3 protein-coding genes are annotated in these 3,562 nt (G+C 68.3%); 1 reads left to right on the forward strand and 2 read right to left on the reverse strand.

Translation table 11 applies throughout. From position 1 onward, the window contains the following. Positions 1-71 precede the first annotated feature (71 nt). The gene (locus AB0D27_RS45180) at positions 72-2,288 is read right to left on the reverse strand and encodes a polyribonucleotide nucleotidyltransferase (RefSeq protein WP_362521435.1); all 2,217 of its coding nucleotides are present in this window, start codon (positions 2,286-2,288) and stop codon (positions 72-74) included. A gap of 340 nt (positions 2,289-2,628) precedes the next feature. Next, complete coding sequence (gene rpsO, locus AB0D27_RS45185; RefSeq protein WP_019075416.1) at positions 2,629-2,916, reverse strand: 30S ribosomal protein S15; 288 nt, start codon at positions 2,914-2,916, stop codon at positions 2,629-2,631. A gap of 265 nt (positions 2,917-3,181) precedes the next feature. On the opposite strand from rpsO, the gene AB0D27_RS45190 reads away from it, so the two are divergent. Then, positions 3,182-3,478: a DUF397 domain-containing protein gene (locus tag AB0D27_RS45190; protein ID WP_362521438.1), complete on the forward strand. Its 297-nt coding sequence runs from the start codon at positions 3,182-3,184 to the stop codon at positions 3,476-3,478. Positions 3,479-3,562 lie beyond the last annotated feature (84 nt).

Raw genomic sequence — 3,562 nt, forward strand, 5'->3', positions numbered from 1 at the left:
GGGGGTTTGGGTCGGCGCGTCGGCCCGCGCCTCCGAAGAGGTGCGGGCCGTCGCCGTGGAGCTACTGGACGTCACTTGTCGGTGTCGTCCTTCTCGTCGTCAGCTTCTTCGCCCTCGATGACCGGGATCAGGGAGAGCTTGCCGCGGGAGTCGATCTCGGCGATCTCGACCTGGACCTTGGAGCCCACACCGAGCACGTCCTCGACGTTCTCCACGCGCTTGCCGCCGGCGAGCTTGCGGATCTGCGAGATGTGCAGCAGACCGTCCTTGCCCGGGAGCAGCGAGACGAACGCACCGAAGGTGGTGGTCTTGACGACCGTGCCCAGGTAGCGCTCGCCGACCTCCGGCATGGTCGGGTTGGCGATCGAGTTGATCGTGGCGCGGGCGGCCTCGGCCTGCGAGCCGACCTGGGCACCGATGTAGATGGTGCCGTCGTCCTCGATCGTGATCTCGGCGCCGGTGTCCTCCTGGATCTGGTTGATCATCTTGCCCTTGGGGCCGATGACCTCACCGATCTTGTCCACGGGGATCTTGACGGTGATGATCCGCGGGGCGTTGGGGGACATCTCGTCCGGCGTGTCGATCGCTTCCATCATCACGTCGAGGATGTGGAGGCGGGCGTCGCGGGCCTGCTTGAGGGCCGCGGCCAGGACGGAGGCCGGGATGCCGTCCAGCTTGGTGTCGAGCTGGAGGGCGGTCACGAACTCCTTGGTGCCGGCGACCTTGAAGTCCATGTCGCCGAAGGCGTCCTCCGCACCGAGGATGTCGGTGAGGGCGACGTAGTGCGTCTGGCCGTCGATCTCCTGGGAGATCAGACCCATGGCGATACCGGCGACGGGGGCCTTCAGCGGCACACCGGCGTTCAGCAGCGACATGGTGCTGGCGCACACGGAACCCATGGACGTCGAGCCGTTGGAGCCGAGGGCCTCGGACACCTGACGGATCGCGTAGGGGAACTCCTCGCGGGTCGGCAGGACCGGCACGAGGGCGCGCTCGGCGAGCGCGCCGTGGCCGATCTCGCGGCGCTTCGGGGAGCCGACGCGGCCGGTCTCACCGACGGAGTAGGGCGGGAAGTTGTAGTTGTGCATGTAGCGCTTGCGGGTCACCGGGGAAAGGGTGTCCAGCTGCTGCTCCATGCGGAGCATGTTGAGGGTGGTGACGCCCAGGATCTGGGTCTCGCCACGCTCGAACAGCGCCGAGCCGTGCACGCGCGGGATGGCCTCGACCTCGGCGGCCAGCGTACGGATGTCCGTGACGCCGCGGCCGTCGATGCGGACCTTGTCCTTGATGACGCGCTCGCGGACCAGCTTCTTGGTCAGCGCGCGGTACGCGGCGGAGATCTCCTTCTCGCGGCCCTCGAACTGCGGGAGCAGCTTCTCGGCGGCGATCTCCTTGACGCGGTCCAGCTCGGTCTCGCGCTCCTGCTTGCCGGCGATGGTGAGCGCCTGGGAGAGCTCGCTCTTGACCGCGGCGGTCAGGGCCTCCAGGACGTCGTCCTGGTAGTCGAGGAAGACCGGGAACTCGCCGGTCGGCTTGGCGGCCTTCGCGGCGAGGTCGGCCTGGGCCTTGCAGAGCACCTTGATGAAGGGCTTCGCGGCGTCCAGACCGGCGGCGACAACCTCCTCGGTCGGCGCCTCCGCGCCGCCCGCGACCAGCTGGATGGTCTTGTCGGTGGCCTCGGCCTCGACCATCATGATGGCGACGTCGCCGTCCTCCAGGGCGCGACCGGCGACCACCATGTCGAAGACGGCGTCCTCGAGCTCGGTGTGCGTCGGGAACGCGACCCACTGGCCGTTGATCAGTGCGACGCGGACGCCGCCGATCGGGCCGGAGAAGGGCAGACCGGCCAGCTGCGTGGACGCGGAAGCGGCGTTGATCGCCACGACGTCGTACAGGTGGTCGGGGTTGAGGGCCATGATCGTGGCGACGACCTGGATCTCGTTGCGCAGGCCCTTCTTGAAGGACGGGCGCAGCGGGCGGTCGATGAGACGACAGGTGAGGACGGCGTCCTCGGAGGGACGGCCCTCACGGCGGAAGAAGCTGCCGGGGATCTTGCCGGCGGCGTACATCCGCTCCTCGACGTCCACCGTGAGGGGGAAGAAGTCGAGCTGGTCCTTGGGCTTCTTGGAGGCGGTGGTGGCCGACAGCACCATGGTGTCGTCGTCCAGGTACGCCACGGCGGAACCGCCGGCCTGCTTGGCCAGGCGGCCCGTCTCGAAGCGGATGGTGCGGGTGCCGAAGGAACCGTTGTCGATAACGGCCTCGGCGTAGTGGGTCTCGTTCTCCACTAGCGATATCTCCTCGTCTTCGTCCCGTCCTGCCCGTGTGGCAGGGGGACGGTGGCGGAGAGCGCTCCTTCTGGTGCGGGCCGGTCTTCGATCGAAGCCCTCGGGGTCTCTTTCCCCCGGGGGCCACTACCGAGGACCGGCGGCGGCGAGGTGCGCTTCTCCTCGTTCAGTGTCGTGACGGTGCCCTACCCGGCGGGTACGGCTCCCTCACGCTGTGTCGTACGTGTTGTGTCCTGCGTATTGCGTTGTGCTACCACAGTACAAAGCGTCAGTGACACTCCGCACGTACAGCAAAGGGAGCGGCCCCCTGATCGGTGGGAACCGCTCCCTTCACGGCGTCTTACTTGGCGCCCGCCGCACCGCGGCGGATGCCCAGGCGGTCGACCAGCGCACGGAAGCGCTGGATGTCCTTCTTGGCCAGGTACTGCAGGAGGCGGCGACGCTGACCGACCAGGATCAGCAGACCACGACGGGAGTGGTGGTCGTGCTTGTGGGTCTTGAGGTGCTCGGTCAGGTCCGAGATCCGGCGCGAGAGCATGGCGACCTGGACCTCGGGGGAGCCGGTGTCGCCCTCCTTCTGGCCGAACTCGGTGATGAGCTGCTTCTTCGTAGCGGCGTCGAGCGACACGCGTACTCCTCGTAGTCTGTGAAGTGCCATCGAGTGCCCCTGGTCCACATCGCAGGGGAGCTTCCGTTACTCGGGAGGCGGGGATCCGCTGGGCGCGGCCTCCAGAGCGCTGAGCTCCGGGGGTGCGTACACAAACGGCCGTTACACAGGGTACCAGCCTGGCCGGACCCGTCCGCCCGGGTCCCCGAACCCACCGAACGGCGCGGACCTGGCCACTAGGGTGATCGCACAGGTCATTCGTACGTGGGGAAGGGGCCGCCGGAACATGGCCGAGGAAGCGGACAAGGACGTCAAGGCGCGCAAGGAGCGGGAGAAGGACGAGCTCTACGCCCTCGACATCTCGGGCGTCGAATGGCACAGCGCGCCGGGCACGGAGGCACACGAGGAGCGGGTCGAGATCGCGTACCTGCCCGAGGGCGCGGTGGCCATGCGTTCCTCCCTCGACCCCGACACGGTCCTCAGGTACACGGAGGCGGAGTGGCGGGCCTTCGTGCTGGGGGCCCGGGACGGGGAGTTCGATCTGGAGCCGGCGCAGCACAATGGCGGGCTGGCGACGGAGTAGGGACGAGGCGCGAGCCGGGGAGGGCCGAGCGGCATGAGGTGATGCTGCGGGAGGCTCTGGACGCGTCCGGGGTTCCCGTTCTCG

Origin of the sequence: Streptomyces sp. NPDC048415 (assembly GCF_040651675.1) — a bacterium.
Classification (GTDB): domain Bacteria; phylum Actinomycetota; class Actinomycetes; order Streptomycetales; family Streptomycetaceae; genus Streptomyces.

Coding starts and splice junctions, on each gene's coding strand:
- AB0D27_RS45190 (WP_362521438.1), top strand. CDS start 3,182: ATGGCCGAGGAAGCGGACAAGGACGTCAAGGCGCGCAAGGAGCGGGAG.